The sequence below is a fragment of the Variovorax sp. SRS16 genome (assembly GCF_901827165.1).
GTDB lineage: Bacteria > Pseudomonadota > Gammaproteobacteria > Burkholderiales > Burkholderiaceae_C > Variovorax.
On sequence record NZ_LR594666.1, the window covers coordinates 1838143 to 1858740 of the forward strand.

A 20598-nucleotide genomic window follows, 5' to 3' on the forward strand; every position below is an offset into this window, starting at 1 on the left:
TGCGCGCGGACGTGGGGTAACCTCGAAGATTCGCTCGCACTGCCCTGATTTCAATGGAGAAAACGCTCCCGCCCATTCCCGTCAAACGCTACTTCACGATCGGTGAAGTGGGCGAGTTGTGCGGGGTCAAGCCGCACGTGCTGCGCTACTGGGAACAAGAGTTCACGCAGCTGCGACCCATGAAGCGGCGCGGCAACCGTCGCTACTACCAGCACCACGAGGTGCTCATGATCCGGCGCATCCGCGATCTGCTCTACGACCAGGGCTTCACCATCAGCGGCGCACGCAACAAGCTGCAGGAACTGGTGCAGGCCGAACGCGACCGGCGCAAGGCCGGCGAGGTGCCGCTCGAAGGCATGGAAGCGGTCGAGATCGACCGGGAAGAATTCGATGCCGCGGTCCAGGACGCTTCCCAGGCGGAAAGCCGCACGGTCGATCTTTCTCAACTGCTCTATCTCCGGCGCGAGCTCAAGGAAATTCGGGCGCTGCTCACCGCGGGGCACTGAAAGCACGCGGCTATAATCGAACGCTTCGGTGTGTGGCGCAGCCTGGTAGCGCACTTGCATGGGGTGCAAGGGGTCGAAGGTTCGAATCCTTTCACACCGACCAGTATTGACAGGGGTTAGCGGCGTAGCAGCTGCTAACCCCTTTGTCATTCAAGAGGCGCCGTGCCCTAGCGGTGCCCTAAAAGAAAGCCAAGCATCATGGTTCAAACAGTGTCGATGGTTCGAGTGATGATCGCATCGCCCGGGGATGTTCCGCAGGAGCGGCATCTTGTTCGATCCGTCATCGACGAGTGGAACGCCGTCCACGCGCTAGACCGTGGCGTAATCCTTCACCCTGTCGGATGGGACACACATGCGTCGCCGGCCATGGGCGAGCGCGCGCAAGCCATCATCACAAAGCAGATATTGCGGGACTGCGATCTCCTAGTTGCGATCTTCTGGACAAGATTGGGGAGCCCCACCGGCGTTGCTGCAAGCGGGACCGTCGAAGAGATTGAAGAGCACCTTGGCGCCGGCCGCCCGGCGATGCTGTACTTCTCATCGGCGCCGGCGCATCCGGATAGTATCGATCCGGTGAACTACGCGGCGTTGAAGGCGTTCAAAGCCCAATGTCGCGATCGAGGGTTGATTCACGAGTACGACGATCTCGCCAAATTCAAGGCCGACTTCGGTCGGCATCTAGCGCAGACCATCATCCGCAATTTCCCGGCTCGGACAGCCGTAGCGCCCGACTCTGAGGACGAGCCACAGTGGCCGGCTGTGGCGACGTTGTCGGTAGACGCCCACATGCTGCTTGATACCGCGGTACGTGAAGACGGCAGCGTGATGAAAATTTCAACGCTAGGGGGCACGCATGTGCAGGCGGGCCGCACAACACTTACCCGTGAAGGCGGCGGCGCACGGGACGAGGCGCGATGGATCGCTGCCGTTACGGAGCTAATCGACAACGATCTGGTCGAGGATCGGGCGGGGAAGGGCGAGGTCTTTTTTGTCACGCATCACGGGTATCGAATTGCCGACGCGCTCGGTTCGAGTGATCCCAAGCGCCCCAACGAGGAGGTTTCACCGAAATTCTTGGCGACACGCTACGCGCCTGGCGATTGCGCTTGGGTGAACAAATTCGACATATTCGAACGCCAAGACGAAGGTTGGACCCACTACCCCGGCCCCCGCACTGGTGGCAATGCATACCGAGAGACGCCCAACGGAGGTCAAACGCTGACCGAATATTTGATGGTCAGGCCAGACGCACGACCGGTGCCGATGAACTGACCAAGTACGGTCAACAATGCGCCTCGGACTAGAGCGGCGCCTTGCACCCCATGCCGTCGCACTTACGTTGTAGCGCGTCGACCTGTGACTGCAGCGCCTGGACCTGCGTGTTGCAACTCGTGGCTCGAGCGGTTGCGGCGCTGGCCTCGGCCTGTGCGCGGAACGAGTTGACCTCGTTGCGCCCCTCAGCGATCGCATCGACCTCTTGCGCGCACCGCCGTTGGAAGTTGGTCAGTGCGGCCTGCTTGTCGCGCAGCGCGTACTCGGCCTCGTGGCGCATGCGCTCCTTCTCGAGGGCGGCGACGTTGTCCTGCACCCGCGGTGCGTCCGGTGCGCTGCCGAGCTTCGGCGCTTCGTACTGGACGTGGACATCCTTCTGAGTGCGCGCATCGGCGCAGGGCTGTTCTTGGAACGACGTGTGCCCCTCGACCGTGCACTTGTAGATGGCCCACGCGGGGGACGACGCGACGACGAGCACGATCGCTAGATATTTGACCTTCACTTCGCATCCTTCTTGGTTGTTGTCGGAAAAGCATATCGCAGGGGCACGAGCGGCCCCGCGCAGGAATGCACAGAACGGCCGTCAGTGCGCCGTCACGGCACCCCGCACCATCGCCTCAGTGACCGGCATCAGGTCGCAGTCCCGCAGTACCCATCGCTCCAGGTTGACCGCGCGGACGCCCGGCGCGCTGTAGAGAGTCCGGCTCGAATTCTTGAAGTGCCATCCCCAGTCGCCGACGCGCTCGGTGACCTCGACGCTGGCGGTGCGGTTCGCGTCCAGGTCGCCGACGATCAGACACGTGTCGCCCGGCTTGCAGCGCATCGCAGGCCGCGGGGCTTCGTCGAACAGGGCTTTGACCGCCCGGCGCTGCGGGAGCGGGAGCGCCAACATGGCGGGGCCTTGTTCGGCGGATGGCATCGACGCGATGGAAAGGAAGGCGATGGCTTGGCTGTCGGTGAAGGTCATTTGTTGGTCCGGTTGTTGAAGCCCCGACTCTAGCGGCAAGCCACGCCTAAGCGAATACGTTTGGAGAATCGCATGCCGTTCTGTGACTTAATGCCGTCTCTTTTTTGCACTTGCGTCTTGACGCAACGTTGCGTCGTAACGTATGCGCATACAGTAGCGGGCATGAAGAAGCGGGGAAAAACACCAGGGTCAGGTCGCAAGGCGTTGGACGAGAGCGGGACCGTCGTCACCACGGTACGCCTGACGGGTGAGCAGCGCGCGACGTTCCAACTGCTCGGCGGGGTCGCATGGCTGCGCGACTATCTGCAGCAGATCATCGAGGGCAAGCGCTGAGTTCTCGAATTAATTTCCGAATTTCCCCGGATATTCGGAAACGAGCGACAGCAGGTCCAGACCCCGTTGGCGCGCCACGGCCAGCGATGCCCATCCGCCAGCGCGGGCCGCCTGCTCGGTCAGCGACTCGTCCAGCAGCAGGCGGGCCACGGCGACGACGACTCGCGGCGCGAGATCCGGCGCCAGATCCAGCATGTGCCGGACCTCGCCGTCCGATGCGAACGCCACGGCCGCGCCGTCGATGTCAGTCACCGTGCGCCGGCGGTCGGGAAATTGGTAAATGCGCGCGGTCACTGGGCTGTTCCTCGTGCGTTCGCCAAGGTCTTGAGCATGCCAACCAACGTCTCGCTGTCCTGCGCGCTTGCCGTGCGAATCGTCTTCGCGCCTGACCCCAGGTCGATCGCCACGGTGTGGTGCGTGCTCTGCGCTGGCGCCGGCGCCGGTGCAGGCGCTGCCGGCGCATCCGCTGCGGCCTTGCGCCGCTCGGCGAGAGACGCGTCTCCCTCTGCCTTCTTCAGCGCGTTCGCGGTGGCCGCCTGCAGCCCTTTGATCGAACTGAAGGCTTCCGGACCGATCGATCCTGCGCCGCCGGACTTGACCATGTTGTCGAGCCATGCCTTGCCTGCGTCGGCCTGTGCCTTCGCGGCCTTCAGGTCGTCGATGCTCATGCCCTTGCCGCCGGTGCGCATCGCCGCGAACGCTTTGTCGAGCGGCGTGAGGTTCGTTTGCCCGAGTTGTCGGCCGGTCTCGGGGTCGACCGGGTTGCCGTTCTTGTCGACCGTGAACCCGTCGCCCGACTTGCTGAAGCCATTCCCGCCGCCGTTGCTGTCGGCGCGTCGCTTTTCAGCGGCTGCCAGGCCGTCGATCTTGTTCGCCAGGATCTCGGCCTTCTGCGCCTCCTGATCCTTCGCGGCTGCTGCTGCTCGAGTCGCGTCGATCTCGGCCTGCTTCGCCGGGGTCAGGCTACCGGTTGCCTTCAGTTCGGTCTCTTGCGCATCAGCGACCGCACGCATGGCCGCTGCCTCACTACTGGCGCCATCCGCTGCAACGCGAGCAGAACGGGCCTGCAGCATGTTCGCTTGCTCATGTGCACGAGCAGCACCAGCTGCGTCGTTGTTGGCCTTCGCGACTTCCCCCATGGCTTGCGCGCGTTCCAGGTCGACGCCGATAGCACCCTGTGCCAGGGTCGCGTTGCGCTGCTCGGCCTGCACCTTGCGCTCGGCCGCAGCGGACGCGTCGCGCAGTGCGTCGCGGTACAGCAGGGTCGCTGCTGCTGCCTTCGCCTCGGCGTCCGCAACTTGGTCCGCGCTGGCCTTGCCGTGCTTCTGCGCGTCGACCAGGCGCTCGACCTCAGCCGCCGCTGCCTGCGCCGCGCCGCGCAGTTCGTAGACGCGGTTGGCGTTGTCCTTATAGGCTTCGGCGTTGGCCTTCGTCGCCTCGGCCTCGATGTTCTTCGAGCGAGCGACGGCCGTTGCCTGATCGGCTTCGGCGCGCTTCACGTCGGCCGCCTGTTGCGCCGCCTTGATCTCTTGCTTCGTCGCCTCGGTCGTGTCGTGCCGGGCTGCAGCTTCTTCCTGCAACTTGAGCAGGTGGGACTTCGCGATGATCGCCTCGTCTTCACGAGCACGCGCGAGACTGCGCAGCGATTGCGCCTGCGTGCCTGCAGCTTGCGCCACAGCTTGCCGCCGCTCGATCTCGCTACCGTACACGTTGACCAGTTGCACGAGCGCGGTGCTCTCGGTCTGTCGCGCTTTGGCGGACGCTTCCAGGACCGTGGTGTACGCGGTGGCCTCGGTGGCGAGCTTGCTGTATCGCGCCTGCACGGCGAGCATGGACTCGGCGTGATGCTCCGTGCTCATGGTCGCGTTGTCGACGGCGCGAACCTGCGCCTGCGTGGCAGCAGCGGCGCCGGTCACTGCCGTGTCGATCAGGCCGGCGGCTTCGGCCGCCTTGCGCAGTTCGGCGTCGTACCTCGCGTTCATCTCGGCGGCGGTGCCGAGTTCGTGGTTTCCGGTCACCAGCTTCGCAATGAATTCGCCCGCAGCGGTGCCGGCGACATCGAACGCGTCGGACGTTCCGCGGACGCCGAGCGTCAACCAGGCCAGCCCCTTCGCGATGCCCTTCGATGCGCCGCCTTCACCGATGGCCACCTCCGTGTCGACGATCGTGTTGTGCAGCCGTGCCCACTCGTTGATGATGCCCTCCGGCGGCTTGGCCCGGCCGTACATGTCGGTCAGGCCCTTGGCGAGCGCCGGCAACACGTCCTGCGCGAGCAGTTCGCCGCTCTCGGACATCGCGGTCAATTGCTGGACCGTGATGCCGGCGCCATTGGCAAGGGCCTGCATGGCACCAGGTAGGTCGGTAGCCAACTCGCGTCGCAACTCGGTCATGTTGACCTTGCCCGTGCTCGCCATCTGCGCAACGGCCTTGAGCGCGCGCTCCGTGTCGAAACTGCTCCGACCAAGCGAGCCCATCGCCTGCGTCACAGCGGTGAACACGTCGCGGGTAGCCTGACCCTCCAGGACGGTGCCACGCGTCGCTGCGGACAGGGCCAGCATCTGATGCTGTAGATCCTGCGCACCGAGGCCAAGCCGGTTCGCCGTGTCGTGCACGAACTTCATCTCTTCGGCCGCACGCTCCGCGCTGCCGTAGACGGCCGTGAAGCCCTTGAGCAGTGACTGTTGCGCCGTGATGGCCTCGATGAACTGGTGGGCACCGAACGCGGCCGCGATGAGCGGGCCGAGATGGGACATCACGCCGGCCGCTTCACCGCCTGCAGCAGACAGGGCCGACACGCTCTCGACGGAGCGCTCGGCCGCTGCGACCTGTTCGGCGCTGGCCTTGGTCGCTGCCGCTGCTGCTGCCTTGTATGTGGCCGCGAGCTTGGCTTCTTCGGCTGCTGCGATGCGTGCGGACGTAGCGGCTTTTTCTTGCGCGGCGGACTGCTCGCGTAGTGCGGGCCGGCTGTCGAGCAGCGCAAGCTGTGCCGCTTTGATGCTGGCCTTATACCCGTCGGTAGAGCGGGTTGCATCATCGGTGCTCAGCCGCAGGCGCGCCAGGGCGTCACGTTGTTCGGCGATGCTGGTCTTTGTGGCCGTGGCCTGCGCGGTGGCAGCGGCTTCTGCGGCGCGCAGTGCCTTCGTCTTGGTGCTGGCCGCATCGAGTTCGGCGCTGAGGCCGGCGAGTTCGGCCTCGCTCAGCATGCCGGCCGCGCCGACATTGCGCAGGTCTTCGGACAGGCCCGGTAGCTGGCTGGCGTCGACGTTGGCCTTGAGATTTAGCGATACGTCGTTTGCGTTCTTTGCCATGGTTTCTAGCTTTCTTGGCGCACATAGCGCAGTCGGTCGTCTTTGAGAGGCTGGACCCGCAGGTCGCGGAAGTCGAGGGTGAACAGGCTGGCCGCCAGGACGTCGATGTCAGCGCCGCGGATGCGCACTGCGCCGGCGCTGCCGACTGGCGTGATTTGCAGGCCGCGCGAGGTGATCGCGTCGACGATCTGCTGTTCGGTGAAAGGGCGTAGGCGGCTCATCTGATGGCCTCGAAACGGCAATTCGGCCCGGCGCCGTTGCGCACTGGCGCGATGCCTTCCAGCGCGGCACCAGCGACCAGGGCGCCGACGCTGACGTAGGTGTGTGCGTGCCGCTCGGCCCTGTGCTTCAAGTGATAGGCGCCACGGCCCGTGATCGTCACGCGTGGGTCCGGTGCAGACCGAATGAACGACCGTGCGGCGTCGACTTGGGCGAGAAAATCGGAGTCGGTGGGCAACGGGAGTTCGAGGCCGAAGCCAAAGCGGCCGAGCGTGGGCAACGCAGCGGCGACCACGGCGATGTCGTCGACGGTCGTGGTCATTCGCTGTCCCCCCGGTAACGTCCGTCGGCGTCGCCAAGCTGAAATGGATCGAGTATTGGCGCCGGCGCGCTGACTACCGTCGACAAGGGATTGTCTTCGCCAAACAACCCCCGTCGCTCGGCCGCTCGGATGAGCGCGTTCGCACCTTTGTCGACAGCGGCGCGGCTGCCGCGCAGGATGCGGTAACAGCGGGTCAGGTGCGCGACAGTCAGCGTACCGTTGCGCTCCGCGGACGCCCGCGCGTCCACGGATTCGCGCCATGAATCACTGGCCATCAGTCGCGCGTGCAACGATGCGGGGTCGACGCCGTGCAGCAGTGCCTCGGCGACGATGCCGCCGAGTGGCACCGTGCAAGCAAGCCGAGTGCGCGGGTGGTGCTTGCCTTGATAGTGACATCGGCCGGCCCATCCAATGCCGTTGTGCCAAATGCTCACGCGGCTTGACACCCCAAAGTGCAGCGCCACGTGCGCATGGCCCATCTCGTGAACGGCGGTATTCCGCAGGGTCCATTGACCGGGCAGATACTCGTGCACTTGCCCCTCCGCGCGTAGACCGATGCCACGGCCTTCGCCGTGAACTTCAGCGGTCATGGCGCTGCAATCCCGCGACCAATGGCCGCAACGACCCTCTGCACGAGGTGGGCCGGCACGCCCGAGCGCTCGGCGATCTCGGCAACGGTCGGGCGTTCGATAAGCACCCCGGAGGCCAAGATGTCCCGCATCTCTTCGAGGACTTTTTCAAATCCGGTCGCCGACTTGCCGCTGGTGATGGCCGCGTGATGTTGTTCTGCGGTCATCATTTGCCCCATCCGACCAGGATGGCCGCCTCGGGCCGCTGGCCTGCACGCGGCACCCACTCGATGCCTTGGTCTTCGAGTTCCAGGATCGCGGCTTCTTCTGCTGCCTCGGCCTGCTGCAGTCGCCGCTTGATGTCGACCAGGCGCTCCGCGCGCGTCTCGGCGTCCGCGCCCGTGGCCATGCCGTCAACCAACAATTGGAGCTTCTGCAGGACGGCGTCCTTACCGAGCAGAAACACCAGCGTGCCCCTTGCGTCGACAGCGTTCTGGTCCGCGATGGTCGATAGCGTCATGCCAGCGTGTTCGGCGTCGAATGAGTAGTTCTGCGCCTCCGGCTGGAGCAAGTCGGTGACGTGCTGGCCCTCTGCCATCGACTGCAGGCTGGCCGACACCAGGCCGACGCCGTGGTCGTGCCACTCATCGACCTGCGCGACCAGAGCGGCGTGCAGTTCAGAAGGCGACTTGCGGGTGTGCTCCGGCGAGGCGAGTTCGGCCTCCAGCGCGCGGATCAACGTGACGGCGGTCTCGCGTTTCTTGAAATGGACTTTGCTCATGATTGGATTCCGTGTTTTTTGGACAAGGTGCGCAGCGATTCGAGATAGGGTTTCCAGAAGCCGGCCTTCCGTGCCAGGGCAGCGCTGCTTTCGCGAAGCCGCTGCACGCGCGCCAGGGCACTGCGGAACGAAGCGATCTGCGTTCGCTTCGCGCCGAGCTTCTCGAGCGTGCCGTCGTCTGCGCTCGCCATGTAGTCGTGCAGTTCGCGCTGTGTCGGCGAGTGCTTCAACACGCCGCTGACGGTCTGCGACACCAGGACGGCGATCGGGCGGCCGATCTGCACCAGATCGCCTTCTTTTTCGGCCAGGTCGTTCCGTGCCGCGGTGGCGCTGCGGAGGACGCTCTCGCCTCGGTCGACCAGGGTGCCAAGACGTTCGGTGTTGATGGTGGTGCTCATTTCTTTCCTCGGTGGCTGTTGCGGGTGCGGTACACGTCCGCGGTGGTGGGACCTGAGACGGTTGAGGTGCTGGCGGTCGCGTTCACGAGCGCCAGCAGCTTGGCGCGTACATCAGCCATCGGCGTTTTGTTGGCGATGAAACCGGCAGCCAGTTGGGGGTGCTTCGCGTACCCGCATAAGGTGGTGACGGTCTGCGCGTTCCACGCCTCGGGTCGAGCCGGCTCCGGCGAGCGTGCGGGTGTTGGAGTGGGGGCCTTGGCCTTGACGCCGGGCGCCTTGGTAGCAAACCCCTTGGCGAGCGCCTCGTCGGGGTCGAGCCATGTCTCGTCGGTCATCATCTTCTCGATGACGGCTTTGGACTGGCAGGTGCGCCGCGCGTAAATGTCGGCGAGGGAACTATTGAACTGTTCCAACTCGTCTGCGGCCTGTCGCAGATCATCCGAATTGCCCGACGAGTTCGTCGACGCGCGATGGACCATCTGGTAGGTGGCGTCCAACATCTCGATCGAGTCGCCAGCCATGGCGATGATCGAAGCGGCCGATGCCGCGACGCCCATCACCTTGACGTTGATCGTCTTGCCAGAGCCGCGCAGCATGTTGAAGATCGCCACGCCGGCGAACAGGTCACCGCCGTAGGAGTTGATCTCGATGTTGAGCACCGGCCCGTCGACTTTGGCGAGTTCGGCTTTGAAGTTGGATGACTCCGTCTCTCCCTCGCCGATCGGACCGAAGACTTCGAGCGTGGGCGCGGCTGTGCCGTTCCGGAATCGCAGCGCCGGCTGAGATGGCGGACGCTCGCGGAAGTTGTAGGGCTTCTTCGCCATGGCTCAGAACGTGCGGACGATCAAGCCGAGCGCTGCCAGGGCGGTTTCGGCCGCGGTGTCCAGGCCGATCAGCTTCGAGTGCACGAGTTCGGCGTCGCGGACGTAGGCGTGCACGGCGATGCTGCCACCGGGTGCGGCGGGCATTGCGCCCGGCCAGTTGCTGGCCCACTGGCCGATCGCTTCGCTGGCGACGCCTGCAGCGGCATGCGTGCCGTCGTACGCGGACCAGGCCCCGGCGTTGTTCATCAGGACGGTACCGGGGAGGATGGTGCTGGCGTTGCCGACGACGTTGATCCGGTCCAGCGAACGCCAGCCTGCGGCCTCGCTGAATGCGATGGCGCCGACGATGGGGAAGTGATTGAAGTGGCTCATTGATTTATTTAAAGTTGCGAGGGTTTTTCAAGTGAACAGGTCGGCACGGTTCGGCACGCTGTGCCCGGCTGCACGTGCGGCGGCGCGCTGCGCGAAGAAGTCGGCGACCGCCGCGAAGGAAACGTACTTTTGAGGTGGGTCGCCGAAGGTGAAAATGTCGACCGCGCCCAGTTGCCCACGCTCTACAGCGCTGCAGAAAAGCTTGGTACTGACGCCGAGAGCTTTGGCGGATTCGGCGACGGGGCAGAGGCGCGGCAATCGCTCGGCTTTAGGGTGTGTATCGGTCATGGGGCCTTCATCTGTCTGTGATGAGGCATGGTCGCTGTGACCGACTGAAAAGGCGCTGCGGCCCAATTTACAGTCTGCTGAAAAACGCGAAATTAGTTATAAAACATAACTTGTTTATTTTTCAAAGTTTGAGATTCCCAGGACTTGCGTTGTGGGCGCCTCTCTGTCCCCGTGGGGGTCAAAAATCGCCACAGGGTCCCCGGCGTTGTTTCCAGGCAACAGGTCGCGACAGCCCCCCTGAATGCCGCGTGCGGCGTGCGCACGGCCCCGTGGTGACGATGGTGACGTTGGTGACCTATATCCCGCCGCCAGGGCCAAACTGTCACGGCGCTGCGGCGTGTTGACGCTTCATCTAGATATCTGACAGTTTTGGCTTAGTAACTAGAAATGGGTCACCATCGTCACCATGGTCACCAGGCGTCGCGCCGCTGCCAGATCGAACGATCTCCCATCGAGAGCCGCCGCCATGTCCTGTGCCGCAGTTGAGCAGGCAGAACGACTCGCCGTCGATGCCGATGGTCACGTTTTTGTTCATGCGCAACCATGACGGCATGCCATCTACACCGCGGCTGACGCCGGCTGCTATCGCATCGCACAGATCGCGCGCCGCGCCTTGCGGATCGTTGTACAGCGCACGTAGGTCGCGCAAGGTCCAACTGCTGCGTGCCATGCAGCGCTCGCGCAACTGCTGCCAGTCGTGCAACGCGCTGAAGACGCCTGTTCGGCCTTGGATTTCGGGATCGTCATCACGCAGCCGATCCTGCGAGCGCACCGGGTTCACAAGGCGAAGCCAAACCAAACAATGCGCAACGCGTCGACTCCACGCTTCGAAACTGCCAAGGGTCTTTTCGCCCATCGACGGATAGCCCGCCATGGCGTGCGCGCGCAGCATCGTGAACACCGCCGAGAGGATGCGCATCCGGTTCTCGGTCGCCCACCCGATGAGATTCGGGATAGCGAAACCGCTGCGCGTCTCTGGCCGCTCCATGCCTGCATCGATGTAGCCGACAACGGTGCGACGGTGCATGTCGCGCTTCGCTGCAAAGTTCTGACCCGTGGCCATCCAGAATGCCGCGGTCGGCGTGGTGATCTGCACGCTTGTGCCGAGTGGCCGAATCGTTGCGATAGGGCTGGTCAGCGCCATGCACAGGTTGTCGCCACCGAGCGGACGAGACAGGTTGTCGATCATCACCACGGGGTCACCAGCGATGATGGTCGCGTCGACGCGTTTCTCGAATTCTTCTTGGCTGTGTCCAGGCGCAACGGTGGTCGGCTTCGTGCCGGTAGCGACCACGGCTGCCAGGGTGGCCTGCAAGCTCTTGCCAGCACCGTACTGCGGTGCGCTGAATGCGTGGAGCGGGGCGCAGTCGAGCGCGGGTCGAATGACGGCCGTCAGCAGCGCACTGAGGGCAACCGACTTCGACTCGGCGTCGGCGTAGGGAAAATCTCTGTATGCCGTATCGAGCAGCCAGGCCAGCGCGCGCAGCGCATCTTCCTGTGTGGGTGTTGCAGGGATGTCGAGCAGCGACCAGTCATCATCTCCGGCAAGGATCAGTTTGGTGCTGGGGTCGTATCCGGCTGCTGCACGCAACGAACCATCTTCGCTCATGACGGGGCAGCGCGTAACGCCGATCACCGGTCGGAATGCGCGTTGCTCTACACCCAGTGCACAAAGCGACAGGGCGACGGCGTCCGGAAGGTCGGCAGGGACCATCTTCTTCGCGCGGGCGTCGAATTTTTCCACCCGAGCGACGCGCGATACGTCGGCCACAATTGCGTGCGATTTTGCTTCGCGCAATACAACGCTGCCGCCCGACCGACGGATGCCCGCGCTGTCTTCGTCGGCGGGCAGCGAGTTTGCTCTTACGAGCATTTCGCCGCGCCGGTAGTAGGGCGCGCGACGGCCAAGGGCTTCAGCAACTTCGGCAACGATGCGCGCCCGCTCGCCGTTGCGGATTGTGATTGTGTGCGACTCGGTCACCGGATGGTCGTCGAATTCGACAGCGTCATCAAACCCGGCGCTCGACACCAGGTCGAACATCCGGCCGCCGTGCATGTGCGAGTGGAGCGCTACGCCGCCGCTGCCGTTGGTCCGCTTGCCGAGGATGACGCCTATGCGCTTGTCGCCCTCGTCGTCGAGCGGATCGTGGCAACGCCTGTCGTGGTACTTCAGCGGGTCCGCGCAGACCTCGTCGACAGTGACACGCGTTCCGTCGCTCAGCGTGATGACGAAGCCGCCGAAAAGTTGGTTGGACGCTGCTCTGTTGGCGATCTCGGCCGACGCTGCTGCAACATCTTCGTCCGTCGCCATCGGCATCGCCTCGCGCGCCTTCTCTGTCGCCCACAAGTGCTTCAGCCGGGCCGACTCCGCGACCACGGCCGGCGCTGCGACCAGGACTTGCTTGATCTGCTCGACGCTGGCCTTCTCGGCATCGGTGAGTGGTGGGATGTCTGCCAGGGAAAGCAGCCGATCGCCCGACACCCGGCTTTCGTGGTCAGTGGCTTCGAACACCTGCCCGGGCGGGATCTCCTGCTCGAGCCCGGCGCCGAGATCCGCGCTGTGGAAGTCGAGGCGCTCCGGCTGCCATACCTTGGAGTCGACCAGTGTGCGGACCAACGGTGTGCCGCTGCGCGCGTGCCGCACGCACCCCTCGCCGGCCAGTATGAGCCGGTCGAAGATGCGCTGTCCGATCTCCGGGATGTCGGCGGCGCGGTCGACGCCCACGTAGCCGTGCAGGCCAGCTACGCCGCGAAGCGGCAAACCGAGTTCGGCGTCGATGACGTGCGATGAACCACTCGATCGGTAGAGGCGGGTGACATTGGCCCATGCAGGCACCGCAAGGCAGATGCGACGATCGATGTCTTCTGCGACTGGATCCGGGTCGGTCGGCGCGAAGTCGGAGTCAGCGAGCAGGAACGCAGGACCGTCAGGCCACGCGAAATGTGCGCCGTCGCGTGCGATGGTGCCCGGCGCGGCGCTGGTGAGCTTCTCCTGCGTGGTGATCGTGCAGACATCGGCGGGGGGCACGCCATGCGTGATCGCCGTCGTGGGCGGGAGGCCTTGGAGCAATGCGTCGAATTCGCGCAGGGAGCCCACGGTATGGCGACGCGCTGTGCTCTCGATGGGCATGCGCAACGGGCCTTTGGCAAGCTTGCCGTCTGACCCGATGGTGATCCGCTTGCCGATGTTGGACCGGCTGCTCAGGACTGTCAGCGAAAACTGTTGCGCAATCGCGATATTTGTGGCACGATCCGGTCCGTGGTTGCTTTCGACGGTGACCTGATTTCCCGGAACGCCGGCCCCTGCCAGGGTCGGCGTTTTCATTTTTGGCTTCAAGCTGCGACCCCTTCCAGATGCCGGCGCAATTCACCGACGTTCCATGCGGTGAGTTGCGCCCCGAGCTTCCGCGGTCGCGGGAACGCAGGGTCAAGGCGCGCACGGCGCCAGATCGTGGCGATGCTCTGCGCGTAGAGGCCGCACAGCACGTCGACGCGCACGTGGGCGGCGTTCGGAAGGTTGTCGAAGTTCTGGAGTGCGGCAGGGATAGCCGGCTTAGCTTTCGCGGGACGGGACATTGAGGTAATTCCAGGCACGGTTTTCCAATCGACCAACCTGCCCGATTGATCGCCGTGCCGGATTTACGACTCCGACCGATTTGCACCTTGCGGTGCGCTCCATCTCGACCTGCTTGCGTGTCAGGCTTACCCTAGCATCGGCTTCATGGGCTACGCCCAGCCACCTCGATATCCCTAGTTAGGGGCCCGCGAGACTGCGGATTCACACACGCCGGTAGCGGGCAGGGCGTGCGATTAGTTGCGCCGAGTATATCCTAAAAACTTCAATTTAATCAACAACTTAGCTGTTGCGTCAATCCTCAGCTATTGCGCAGTTTTGGCGTCACTCAGGATGGCCTCGATCTCCCGGCCCAACACCTCCCACGCGGCGCGCTTTTCGGGTGCGTAGTCATGCTGGAGATAGGAGGGCCGGGCCTTGCTACCGCCCGGTAGGACGTGATTCAGGCAGCGGTCGACGACATCGGGGTTCACGCCGGCCTTCTGCATCATCGTGGCGCCGGTGCGGCGCAGGTCGTGCGGCGTCCATTCGCCGGTGGTGCCCTTGGACAGCACGAGCGTGTCGTCGTTGGTCCGGTTTTTCAGCGGCTTGCTGCGTTCCTTGAACATGGTCTGCCGATCGCCGACCTGCTTCGAGACGCTTTTCACGTCGACGTGCGCGCCTTCGCGGTCCTCGTCGTTCACTGGCCGATTGCGCGACGGGAAGCACCAAGGGCTGTCACTTGTGATCCTGCGCAGTGATTCGAATTGACGCAACGCGAACGGGCTCAGGAAGACGATGTGATCGTCCTGCGCGGCGTTGGTTTGCTTCGTGTTCGCCTCGGGGATGCGCCACACGCCGGTCGCTAGGTCGACATGCTCCCATCGGGCCTGCAGTAGTTCGCCGATCCTGCACATCGTGGACAGGCAGAGCCACAGCGCGGCCTGGCTCATCGGCTGCAGGCCGCGGGCGCCCTGGCGCTTGCGCTTGTTCTCGGCGCCGCCGAAGGCGATCGCCATGGCGCGGAGGATGCCGTCCAGTTCGCGAAGCTCCGCAGGCGAGAGCCGGCGCTTGCGGGTGTCGTCTAGGTTGTAGTCCTTGGAGACGATCGTCTCGATGTTCAGCAGGGCGGCCGGGTTCTGTTCGATCAGCAGCGCGCGCCACGGTTGCCGTTTCTCGGCCCATCCGAACAGCTGCACCAGATCGCGATAGACGCGCACGGCCATACGGTTGCGCTTGCGGTCGACGATTGCCGCCAGCGCGCCGCGCAGGTCCGCATCTGTGATGTGCTTCACCGGCTTGCCGCCGATGGCCGGCAGCACGTCCTTGCCGAACGCGCGGCGGATCTCGTCGTTGCCGTCCTTGCGCTTCACGCCAGCGTCGAGCCACTCGTTGAACATGGCCGTGAAGGGGAGCAGGGCTGCGCGCTCCTTCTCCGCAGCGAGGCGCCTCTGCTCGGCCTCTGCACGGGCCTGCGCTAGGGCTTCGGTGGCCTGCTCTTGGAAGTCGATGCCGGCGCGCGCCAGCGACTGGACGCGCTGGTTCTCGGTCACGGCGTCGGCCAGCGACATCACGCCCGCGCCGTTGGCCCCGTAGGGCTTCGGCAGCCGCGCCTCGCGCTGCTTGCCGTCGAGCACGTACTTGACGACCCACCGCTTCTCGCCGCTGGTCGACACGCGGATGTACAGGCCAGTGTCGACGGTGAGCTTGTACGGCGCAGCCTTCGGCCGCGCGCTCTCGATCGCCTTGACAGTGAGTTTTGCCATGTCGTGCCCTAACTTGCCCTAAAAATCGGGAGCTTAGATTGTAGGGTGTTGACGCGACTTGATACAAAGAAATCCGAATAAGCCGTTGTAAATCAATGAGTTAGGCTTCAATTCTCTGTGTCACTCCGGATCATTTCGGATCATCCGAAATCACTTTTTAAGTGCATGGGGTGCAAGGGGTCGAAGGTTCGAATCCTTTCACACCGACCAATGAAATCAAGGGCTAGCAGCGCAGTCGCTGCTAGCCCTTTCGTGTTTCTTGGGCCTTCCTAGTCGTTCGCCCTGCCGCCACCAGCGCTCAGTTCCGCCCAATCGAGTTCCTGCACCAGCACCCGGTAGGCATCGTCGCCGATCACATCGTCGCGCCGAAGCTCGAACGCACGCTGCCGCGCGACGGCGATCGCGCGCCGCCTGAGCGGTCCGCCCGGCACTTCATCGACCGGCGCGTCCTGCGTCTGGCTGGTGTTCAGTTCGACCACCGCGCCGTATTCCTTGCGCAGCAATTTCGCGGACAGCGTGTCGTCGTCCTTGATCGCCTCCAGCAGCGCGTTGTAGGCGTGCGTGCGGCCGAGCCGGATCTCGCGGCCGACCGGATCGTCGTCGGTCAGGCCCATGGCCCTGATCAGCGGCGCCATCGTGAGGCCCTGCAGCACGAGCGTGCCGAGCACCACCGCGAATGCGCACAGCAGGATCAGGTCGCGATACGGAAACGGTGTGCCGTCGGGCAATGTCTCGGGGATGGCAAAGGCCGCGGCCAGCGTGACGATGCCGCGCATGCCCGCCCACGAGAGCACGATGCCGCCGCCGACCGTCGGCCGCGGGCGCGCTGCATCGCCCGATGCGAGCGTCCGCCGGCGCTTCATGGCCTGGTACGTCATCACCCACGCGAAGCGGGCCAGGATCGTCACGCCCAGCACCACCGTGGCCGTGACGAGCGCATCGGCCTGCGCGCCGCTGGCCGCGAGCCGTGTCCAGATCGGCCGCAGCTGCATGCCGATCAGCACGAAGGCGAACGCATTCAGCACGAAGACCACCGCCTCCCACACCGCGAAGACCGGCACCCGCATGCGCGCGGGCATCCGCGGTCCGATGCCGCGCGCCACCGTCATCGCGTAGGCGACCAGGGTCAGGATGCCGGACAGCCCGATGGCCTCCGCCGCGATCCAGACGCCGAAGGTCAGCGCGAACTGCACGATCAGCGCGATCGGCACGTCGCGCAGCCCGGCCGTCAACGGCCGCAGCACGTAGGCACCGCCCACACCGGCCGCGAGGCTGCCGAAGACGGTCAGCAGGAACACCGGCGCGAAGCTGCCGAAGCCCAGATGCCCGCCCATCATCGCCATGATCGCGAGGCGATAGACGAGCAAGGCGCTGGCGTCGTTCAACAGGCTTTCGCCCTCGAGGATCTTCAGCAGCTTGTGCGGCAGCTTCACCTGGCGCATCACCGCCGTGGCGGCGGCCGCATCGGGCGGCGCGACGATGGCGCCGAGCGCGATCGCGACCGGCCAGGGCATCCCGGGCACGAGCCAGCGTGCCGTGAAGGCGACCGCCAGCACCGTCGTGCCGACCGCTGCGATGACGAGCCCGGCCACCGGCCGCCAGTTCGCGCGCAGGTCGCGCAGCGAGGTGTCGTAGGCGGCATCGAGCAGCACCGGCGCGACGAAGAGCGTCAGCGCGAGCTGCGGGTCGAGTGTCCAGTTGGGGCTTGCGGGCACGAACGCGAGCAGCATGCCGCCCAGCGCAAGGAAGGTCGGGTAGGGCGCGCCGACCCTGCGCGCGAGCGCGGCAAGCAGCGCTGCGCCGAGCAGCAGCGCGATGATCCATTCGAAAGTGGCCATGGTCGGGTTGTCATTCTCGGGCCTCCCGGGCACGAGTCATCTTTTCCGATTGCATCGCCACCGCAGCTCGTGGATGCGGTGGCGTGCCAATCAGCGAGCGCGGCCGACTTCCCGCGCCGGCCTGCTCATCGGCCAACGAGCTTCTGTCGATCCGCCGAGTAGCGCGCACCCTGGACCGGGACGCTCGAGACGGCCGCCTCGATCTCCTCCAGATCTTCCGCAGACAACACGACGGACGCAGCACCGGTGTTCTCTTCGAGACGGTGCAGCCGGGTCGTGCCCGGGATCGGCACGATCCAAGGCTTCCGGGCGAGCAACCACGCAAGCGCAAGCTGGGCCGGGGTGACTTGCTTGCGCGCAGCGATCCCGGCCAGCACGTCGACCAGGGCACGATTCGCGCGGCGTGCCTCCGGCGCGAAGCGCGGCACCGTGTTGCGAAAGTCCGTGGCGCCGAAAGAGGTCTGCGCGTCGATCGCGCCCGTCAGGAAGCCCTTGCCGAGCGGGCTGAATGGCACGAAGCCGATGCCGAGTTCTTCCAGCAGCGGAAGGATCTCTTTCTCCGGTTCGCGCCACCACAAGGAATACTCGCTTTGCAAGGCGGCCACGGGCTGAACGGCGTGCGCGCGGCGGATGCTGTCGACGCCAGCCTCGGAGAGACCGAAGTGCTTCACCTTGCCCTCACGGATCAAGTCCTTCACCGTGCCGGCGACCTCCTCGATGGGCACCTGCGGATCGACGCGATGCTGATAGAACAGGTCGATGCGGTCCGTGCGCAGGCGTTCGAGCGCCTCGTCGGCCACCTGCCGGATGCGTTCCGGTCTGCTGTCGAGCCCCTTGCCGGTCTCGCCATCGCGAAAGCCGAACTTGGTGGCGATCACCACGTGGTCGCGCATCGGCTGCAACGCTTCTCCGACCACGCGTTCGTTGATGAAGGGCCCGTAGGCCTCTGCGGTGTCGAAGAAGGTCACGCCGCGTTCGTAGGCGGCGCGGATGAGCGCGACGGCGTCAGCGGTACCGGTCGCAGGCCCATAGCCGTAGCTCAGGCCCATGCAGCCGAGCCCGAGGGCAGAGACCTCCAAACCACTTTGACCGAGTTGTCGATGTTGCATGTCTTGCTTTCTTTCTTGAAGTGGGTGACGCCGTTCAGCGCTGTTGCATGTATTGGGTGTCGGAGACCTTCTCGAGCCAATCGACCGCCTTGCCGTCCGGCTGCTCGGTGATGGCGATGTGCGTCATCGCGGTGGTCGGCGATGCGCCGTGCCAGTGCTTCTGGCCGGCCGGAATCCAGACCACATCGCCGGGCCGGATCTCCTGCATCGGATCACCCCAGCGCTGCACATGGCCAGCACCTGCCGTGACGATCAGCGTCTGCCCGATCGGGTGCGTGTGCCAGGCCGTGCGCGCGCCCGGCTCGAAGGTCACATAGGCGCCCGTCGCGCGTGCGGCACCTTGCGGCTGGAGGAACAGCGGGTCGACCCGCACTGTCCCGGTGAAGTGGTCGGCCGGCCCTCTGGCGGACGGCTGGGAGCCGTTGCGCGCGATCTGCAAGCCGGCGTCCGCCTGCATGGATGCTGAAGCGGGCAGGGGAGATGGCGCGGAGTGGGCGGCCTCGCCGCGGGTATTGATATCCATGACCGCAACTGTAGGCCTGCGACTCTCATTCGAATAGCGAGCAAAGCCTTGAAGGACTGGCAAGTTGCTGTTGATAATCGAATGACAAGGAGTCCGTCATGCCGATCAACGAATTGCGCTCCATCGAGACCTTCGCGAAGGCCGCCGAGCTCGGCAGCCTGCGCCAGGCCGCCGCCGCTCAGGGCATGACGCCGCAGGCCGCGAGCCAGGCCCTGGCGCAGCTGGAGCAGCACCTGGGCGTGCGCCTGTTTCACCGCACGACGCGCAGCCTGTCGCTCACCGACGAGGGGCGGCAGTTTCTCGAGGCCGCGCAGCCGGCGCTGTTCGGATTGCAGCGCGCCCTTCACATGGCGCGACAGGCCAAGGACGAGATTGCCGGGCCGCTGCGCATCGTCGGTCCGCGCTCGACCTTCGCACCCGTGCTGTGGCCCGTGCTCGACGAGTTCTGCCGCCTCTACCCGGAAGTGCAACCCGACGTGCAGTTGGACGATCGCATCGGCAACTGGGTGGAAGACCGCGTCGACGTGGGCTTTCGCGTCGGGCCTTCGCCGGCGGCAGGCGTCATCGCACGCAAGCTGTTTCCGCTTCAACTCATCATCTGTGCAGCGCCGGCGTACCTGGCCCGCCACGGTGCACCGGACAAGCTCGACGCACTCGCCGCGCACCGCTGCAGCGCCTTTCGCCATCCGGGCACCGGCCGGGTTCTGCCCTGGTACGTCAAGGTCGAAGACAGCATGGTCGAGCATCCCGTGGTTCCCGCGCTGTGCGTCAACGATGAAGCGCTGGAGACCGAAGCCGTGCTGGCCGGGCATGTGCTCGGCCTTCTGACCGGCGTCACCGCCGCGCCGCACATTCGCGCGCGACGCCTGGTGCCGCTGCTGACCCGGCACGTGGCCGACCACTCCAGCACCTTCGTCTATTACGGAAGCCGCACCGCCCAGCCCCGGCGCGTCAGGGCCTTCATCGACCTCGCGGTCAAGCGCCTGGTCGACAACCCGGCCTGCGTGTTGACGGCGAAAGAGCTGCAGGCGGCCGAGGCGAAGGGGCGCAAGGCCTACCCGCGCCAGTCGTCGCGCGCGGCATCGACAGCCTCGTCTCCGTCGTAGTACTGCGGCCATCGCCGGCGCACCACGTCGCGGTGGCTTGCATAGGCATGGCAGCTGTCGATCTTGCGCGGTTTCCCGCTCGCGTCGACCGGTGTCGGCAGGGACTCCCGCACCTGCCACAAGGTCTGGAAGGCGACCGTCGCGAGCGGACCGAGCAGCTCCGCGAGATGCGTGCATCCTTGGCGGCCGCCGAGCCGCTCGCGAACCGCGCCCGACCAGCCGGGGCCGATGCGCAAGCCTCTCAGGGACTGCAGAACGCGGGTCGCTTCGCCGCAGATCGCGAAGGGCGAAGCATCGATGCAGGCCTCGACCTCGATCAGGTCGAGCCGGTCGTTGACCACGAGCCGGATCGACATGTCGTGGATCGGCTCGCCCGGCGCCACGTGGCGCAGGTCCCCGAGGGTCATCGCGCAGGACTTGGTGTCGACCATGCGGGCTTCGATGTCGTAGAGCCCGTCCAGCCGCGCGTAGCCCTGCAACTCGACGCGGCGCTGGTGCAATGCGTGGCGCGGTTCGGCCGCTGGCAAGGGCATGGCGGATGCGC

Annotated in this window: 24 protein-coding genes and 1 tRNA gene; 5 read left to right on the forward strand and 20 right to left on the reverse strand. The window is 65.3% G+C overall.

The annotated features are described in order from the left end of the window. The first annotated feature begins 53 nt into the window (after positions 1 to 53). The 3 genes from E5P2_RS08940 to E5P2_RS08950 all read left to right on the forward strand — a co-directional run bounded on the left by E5P2_RS08940 (position 54) and on the right by E5P2_RS08950 (position 1778). Positions 54 to 506: a MerR family transcriptional regulator gene (locus E5P2_RS08940; protein WP_162566751.1), complete on the forward strand. Its 453-nt coding sequence runs from the start codon at positions 54 to 56 to the stop codon at positions 504 to 506. Between the two features lie 26 nt (positions 507 to 532). Then, a tRNA-Pro gene (locus tag E5P2_RS08945) sits at positions 533 to 609 on the forward strand. A gap of 95 nt (positions 610 to 704) precedes the next feature. Further along, positions 705 to 1778, forward strand: coding sequence for a hypothetical protein (locus tag E5P2_RS08950; protein ID WP_197908473.1), 1074 nt, complete (start codon positions 705 to 707; stop codon positions 1776 to 1778). Positions 1779 to 1806: 28 nt separating this feature from the next. Here the strand turns inward: E5P2_RS08950 and E5P2_RS08955 are convergent, their stop codons facing one another. Together E5P2_RS08955 and E5P2_RS08960 are read right to left on the reverse strand one after the other, a co-directional pair. Beyond that, on the reverse strand, positions 1807 to 2280 hold the full coding sequence (locus E5P2_RS08955; protein ID WP_162566752.1) for a hypothetical protein: 474 nt from the start codon (positions 2278 to 2280) through the stop codon (positions 1807 to 1809). A gap of 81 nt (positions 2281 to 2361) precedes the next feature. After that, positions 2362 to 2745 (reverse strand): hypothetical protein, encoded by a 384-nt coding sequence (locus tag E5P2_RS08960; RefSeq protein ID WP_162566753.1) that lies wholly within the window; start codon positions 2743 to 2745, stop codon positions 2362 to 2364. A 162-nt stretch (positions 2746 to 2907) separates the two neighbouring features. Here E5P2_RS08960 and E5P2_RS08965 point away from each other — a divergent pair, with 162 nt between their 5' ends. Beyond that, positions 2908 to 3078 carry a hypothetical protein gene (locus tag E5P2_RS08965; protein ID WP_162566754.1) on the forward strand — a complete coding sequence of 57 codons (171 nt, stop codon included), beginning with the start codon at positions 2908 to 2910 and terminating at the stop codon, positions 3076 to 3078. Between the two features lie 9 nt (positions 3079 to 3087). Here the strand turns inward: E5P2_RS08965 and E5P2_RS08970 are convergent, their stop codons facing one another. The 17 genes from E5P2_RS08970 to E5P2_RS09050 form a co-directional block, all read right to left on the reverse strand. After that, positions 3088 to 3372, reverse strand: coding sequence for a hypothetical protein (locus tag E5P2_RS08970; RefSeq protein WP_162566755.1), 285 nt, complete (start codon positions 3370 to 3372; stop codon positions 3088 to 3090). Then, on the reverse strand, positions 3369 to 6281 hold the full coding sequence (locus tag E5P2_RS08975) for a tape measure protein (RefSeq protein WP_162566756.1): 2913 nt from the start codon (positions 6279 to 6281) through the stop codon (positions 3369 to 3371). The genes E5P2_RS08970 and E5P2_RS08975 overlap by 4 nt, the downstream gene beginning before the upstream one ends. 110 nt (positions 6282 to 6391) lie before the next feature. Continuing rightward, positions 6392 to 6607 (reverse strand): hypothetical protein, encoded by a 216-nt coding sequence (locus E5P2_RS08980; RefSeq protein WP_162566757.1) that lies wholly within the window; start codon positions 6605 to 6607, stop codon positions 6392 to 6394. Next, a complete protein-coding gene (locus E5P2_RS08985) occupies positions 6604 to 6927 on the reverse strand; it encodes a hypothetical protein (RefSeq protein WP_162566758.1) in 324 nt (107 codons plus the stop codon). The genes E5P2_RS08980 and E5P2_RS08985 overlap by 4 nt, the downstream gene beginning before the upstream one ends. Further along, positions 6924 to 7517, reverse strand: coding sequence for a hypothetical protein (locus tag E5P2_RS08990; RefSeq protein WP_162566759.1), 594 nt, complete (start codon positions 7515 to 7517; stop codon positions 6924 to 6926). Before E5P2_RS08990 ends, E5P2_RS08985 begins: the two co-directional genes overlap by 4 nt. Continuing rightward, positions 7514 to 7726, reverse strand: a complete 213-nt coding sequence (locus E5P2_RS08995; protein WP_162566760.1) for a hypothetical protein — start codon at positions 7724 to 7726, stop codon at positions 7514 to 7516. The genes E5P2_RS08990 and E5P2_RS08995 overlap by 4 nt, the downstream gene beginning before the upstream one ends. Further along, positions 7723 to 8277, reverse strand: a complete 555-nt coding sequence (locus E5P2_RS09000; RefSeq protein WP_162566761.1) for a hypothetical protein — start codon at positions 8275 to 8277, stop codon at positions 7723 to 7725. Before E5P2_RS09000 ends, E5P2_RS08995 begins: the two co-directional genes overlap by 4 nt. Then, positions 8274 to 8675, reverse strand: coding sequence for a hypothetical protein (locus E5P2_RS09005; protein ID WP_162566762.1), 402 nt, complete (start codon positions 8673 to 8675; stop codon positions 8274 to 8276). Before E5P2_RS09005 ends, E5P2_RS09000 begins: the two co-directional genes overlap by 4 nt. Further along, positions 8672 to 9499: a head maturation protease, ClpP-related gene (locus E5P2_RS09010; RefSeq protein WP_162566763.1), complete on the reverse strand. Its 828-nt coding sequence runs from the start codon at positions 9497 to 9499 to the stop codon at positions 8672 to 8674. Before E5P2_RS09010 ends, E5P2_RS09005 begins: the two co-directional genes overlap by 4 nt. A gap of 3 nt (positions 9500 to 9502) precedes the next feature. Continuing rightward, positions 9503 to 9871, reverse strand: coding sequence for a hypothetical protein (locus E5P2_RS09015; RefSeq protein WP_162566764.1), 369 nt, complete (start codon positions 9869 to 9871; stop codon positions 9503 to 9505). Positions 9872 to 9898: 27 nt separating this feature from the next. Beyond that, positions 9899 to 10159 (reverse strand): hypothetical protein, encoded by a 261-nt coding sequence (locus E5P2_RS09020; protein WP_162566765.1) that lies wholly within the window; start codon positions 10157 to 10159, stop codon positions 9899 to 9901. A 352-nt stretch (positions 10160 to 10511) separates the two neighbouring features. Next, entirely contained in the window at positions 10512 to 13484 is a 2973-nt protein-coding gene (locus E5P2_RS09025) for a hypothetical protein (protein WP_162566766.1), read from the reverse strand. A gap of 8 nt (positions 13485 to 13492) precedes the next feature. Next, entirely contained in the window at positions 13493 to 13735 is a 243-nt protein-coding gene (locus E5P2_RS09030; RefSeq protein ID WP_162566767.1) for a helix-turn-helix transcriptional regulator, read from the reverse strand. A 303-nt stretch (positions 13736 to 14038) separates the two neighbouring features. Beyond that, positions 14039 to 15478, reverse strand: a complete 1440-nt coding sequence (locus E5P2_RS09035; protein ID WP_162566768.1) for a tyrosine-type recombinase/integrase — start codon at positions 15476 to 15478, stop codon at positions 14039 to 14041. Between the two features lie 269 nt (positions 15479 to 15747). Beyond that, entirely contained in the window at positions 15748 to 17316 is a 1569-nt protein-coding gene (locus E5P2_RS09040; RefSeq protein WP_162566769.1) for a Na+/H+ antiporter, read from the reverse strand. A gap of 125 nt (positions 17317 to 17441) precedes the next feature. Beyond that, a complete protein-coding gene (locus tag E5P2_RS09045) occupies positions 17442 to 18425 on the reverse strand; it encodes an aldo/keto reductase (RefSeq protein ID WP_162566770.1) in 984 nt (327 codons plus the stop codon). Between the two features lie 34 nt (positions 18426 to 18459). Then, positions 18460 to 18948, reverse strand: coding sequence for a (R)-mandelonitrile lyase (locus E5P2_RS09050; RefSeq protein ID WP_162566771.1), 489 nt, complete (start codon positions 18946 to 18948; stop codon positions 18460 to 18462). Positions 18949 to 19046: 98 nt separating this feature from the next. On the opposite strand from E5P2_RS09050, the gene E5P2_RS09055 reads away from it, so the two are divergent. After that, positions 19047 to 20054, forward strand: coding sequence for a LysR family transcriptional regulator (locus tag E5P2_RS09055; RefSeq protein ID WP_162566772.1), 1008 nt, complete (start codon positions 19047 to 19049; stop codon positions 20052 to 20054). On the opposite strand, the gene E5P2_RS09060 is transcribed toward E5P2_RS09055, so the two are convergent. After that, the gene (locus E5P2_RS09060; RefSeq protein ID WP_162566773.1) at positions 20003 to 20587 is read right to left on the reverse strand and encodes a DUF2889 domain-containing protein; all 585 of its coding nucleotides are present in this window, start codon (positions 20585 to 20587) and stop codon (positions 20003 to 20005) included. The genes E5P2_RS09055 and E5P2_RS09060 overlap by 52 nt on opposite strands. Positions 20588 to 20598 lie beyond the last annotated feature (11 nt).

Bases quoted from the DNA above. Each gene is read 5' to 3' on its own strand.
- E5P2_RS08940 (WP_162566751.1), top strand. From the start codon at position 54: ATGGAGAAAACGCTCCCGCCCATTCCCGTCAAACGCTACTTCACGATC.
- E5P2_RS08950 (WP_197908473.1), top strand. From the start codon at position 705: ATGGTTCAAACAGTGTCGATGGTTCGAGTGATGATCGCATCGCCCGGG.
- E5P2_RS08960 (WP_162566753.1), bottom strand. From the start codon at position 2,745: ATGACCTTCACCGACAGCCAAGCCATCGCCTTCCTTTCCATCGCGTCG.
- E5P2_RS08965 (WP_162566754.1), top strand. From the start codon at position 2,908: ATGAAGAAGCGGGGAAAAACACCAGGGTCAGGTCGCAAGGCGTTGGAC.
- E5P2_RS08975 (WP_162566756.1), bottom strand. From the start codon at position 6,281: ATGCTGAGCGAGGCCGAACTCGCCGGCCTCAGCGCCGAACTCGATGCG.
- E5P2_RS08980 (WP_162566757.1), bottom strand. From the start codon at position 6,607: ATGAGCCGCCTACGCCCTTTCACCGAACAGCAGATCGTCGACGCGATC.
- E5P2_RS08985 (WP_162566758.1), bottom strand. From the start codon at position 6,927: ATGACCACGACCGTCGACGACATCGCCGTGGTCGCCGCTGCGTTGCCC.
- E5P2_RS08990 (WP_162566759.1), bottom strand. From the start codon at position 7,517: ATGACCGCTGAAGTTCACGGCGAAGGCCGTGGCATCGGTCTACGCGCG.
- E5P2_RS08995 (WP_162566760.1), bottom strand. From the start codon at position 7,726: ATGATGACCGCAGAACAACATCACGCGGCCATCACCAGCGGCAAGTCG.
- E5P2_RS09000 (WP_162566761.1), bottom strand. From the start codon at position 8,277: ATGAGCAAAGTCCATTTCAAGAAACGCGAGACCGCCGTCACGTTGATC.
- E5P2_RS09005 (WP_162566762.1), bottom strand. From the start codon at position 8,675: ATGAGCACCACCATCAACACCGAACGTCTTGGCACCCTGGTCGACCGA.
- E5P2_RS09010 (WP_162566763.1), bottom strand. From the start codon at position 9,499: ATGGCGAAGAAGCCCTACAACTTCCGCGAGCGTCCGCCATCTCAGCCG.
- E5P2_RS09015 (WP_162566764.1), bottom strand. From the start codon at position 9,871: ATGAGCCACTTCAATCACTTCCCCATCGTCGGCGCCATCGCATTCAGC.
- E5P2_RS09020 (WP_162566765.1), bottom strand. From the start codon at position 10,159: ATGACCGATACACACCCTAAAGCCGAGCGATTGCCGCGCCTCTGCCCC.
- E5P2_RS09025 (WP_162566766.1), bottom strand. From the start codon at position 13,484: ATGAAAACGCCGACCCTGGCAGGGGCCGGCGTTCCGGGAAATCAGGTC.
- E5P2_RS09030 (WP_162566767.1), bottom strand. From the start codon at position 13,735: ATGTCCCGTCCCGCGAAAGCTAAGCCGGCTATCCCTGCCGCACTCCAG.
- E5P2_RS09035 (WP_162566768.1), bottom strand. From the start codon at position 15,478: ATGGCAAAACTCACTGTCAAGGCGATCGAGAGCGCGCGGCCGAAGGCT.
- E5P2_RS09040 (WP_162566769.1), bottom strand. From the start codon at position 17,316: ATGGCCACTTTCGAATGGATCATCGCGCTGCTGCTCGGCGCAGCGCTG.
- E5P2_RS09045 (WP_162566770.1), bottom strand. From the start codon at position 18,425: ATGCAACATCGACAACTCGGTCAAAGTGGTTTGGAGGTCTCTGCCCTC.
- E5P2_RS09050 (WP_162566771.1), bottom strand. From the start codon at position 18,948: ATGGATATCAATACCCGCGGCGAGGCCGCCCACTCCGCGCCATCTCCC.
- E5P2_RS09055 (WP_162566772.1), top strand. From the start codon at position 19,047: ATGCCGATCAACGAATTGCGCTCCATCGAGACCTTCGCGAAGGCCGCC.
- E5P2_RS09060 (WP_162566773.1), bottom strand. From the start codon at position 20,587: ATGCCCTTGCCAGCGGCCGAACCGCGCCACGCATTGCACCAGCGCCGC.